2 protein-coding genes are annotated in these 1,171 nt (G+C 71.0%); both read right to left on the bottom strand.

Features of this window, described 5'->3' with window-relative positions; genetic code table 11:
- Nucleotides 1-779: FecCD family ABC transporter permease (locus ACOADB_RS24745; protein ID WP_378605127.1), on the bottom strand; the 779-nt coding region annotated here is incomplete at its 3' end.
- The coding region (locus ACOADB_RS24740; RefSeq protein WP_378605103.1) for an ABC transporter substrate-binding protein at nucleotides 772-1,171 on the bottom strand (400 nt) is incomplete at its 5' end. The genes ACOADB_RS24745 and ACOADB_RS24740, both read right to left, overlap by 8 nt.

Raw genomic sequence — 1,171 nt, 5'->3', positions numbered from 1 at the left:
GTGAACAGGCCGATCCGGGTGCGGGTCAGGGAGACGCCGAGCCCGCGGGCGGCGTCGTCGCCGAGGGCGAGTGCATTGAGCGGGCGGCCACAGAGCACCCCGACGACCAGGCCGAGGATGAGGATCGGGGCCACTCCGGTGACGATCGGGGCGTAGCGTCCGGCCAGCGAACCGACCTGCCAGAAGCGGTACTCCTGCTGGGCCTGCAGGTCGGTGAGCAGCAGGCCGGTGGTGACGGCCGTGAGGCCGGCCGTGATCGCGGCTCCGGCGAGCGCCATCTTGACGGGCGTCGCGCCTTCGCGGCCGATCGAGCCGACGGCGTACACGAGAGCAGTCGCGGCGAGGGCACCGACGAAGGCCAGCACGACGTGGAGCTGGATGCCGCTGACTCCGAGCAGGGTGATCCCGGCGACGACGGCCAGGGCGGCGCCCGCCTCGATGCCCATGATCGAGGGGTCGGCGAGCGCGTTGCGGGTCAGTCCCTGCAGGACCGCTCCGGAGACGCCGAGCGCGGCGCCGACGAGCACGCCGAGGATCGTGCGCGGCACGCGCAGCTCGATGGTGACGGTGTCGTCGGTGGTCGCCGCGGTGAACTGGCGCAGTGCGTCGATGACCTCGGAGAGGCCGATGGACCGCGAGCCCTGGGTGACGCTGACGAAGCCGGTCAGCAGGACCAGACCGCCGAGCACGAACAGCCCGGCGGTGAGCGCGCCCGGGCGCCGGACGCGACGCATCGCATCCGGCGCCACGGTCGCGGTGGCCACCGCCTGGTCAGTCACCGATGGAGTCGTCGAGGCCGGACAGCTCCTCGGTGAGCTTGTCGAGGGCGACGGCGTAGTGGCCGTACGTGTGCAGCCAGAAGCCGGGCCACTCGACGACCTGACCGGCCTTCGCTGCGCGGATCGAGCTCCACGTCGGCTGGTCCTTGACGGTCTTCTGGTCGGCGATGAAGCTGCGGCTGTCGAACATCAGCACGTCGGGCTGGTACTTGTCGGCCTTCTCCCAGCTCAGGTTCTCCCAGTACGGGAAGCCCTTGTCGGGGGAGTCGGGCTCGATGATGTCCAGGCCCCAGCGGTCGAAGTCGAGCAGCTCGGGCGCGAACTCCGGGTTGGCGACGTAGAGCAGGTCGCTGGCGGGGGAGACGGCGAGGGCGGTGAAGTCCTTGTCCTTC

The organism is Nocardioides sp. CPCC 206348, assembly GCF_048654705.1.
In the GTDB taxonomy this organism is placed as follows: domain Bacteria; phylum Actinomycetota; class Actinomycetes; order Propionibacteriales; family Nocardioidaceae; genus Nocardioides.
The sequence above is the reverse complement of the archived record's forward strand: the minus strand, read 5'-3'. Positions and strand labels throughout refer to the sequence as shown.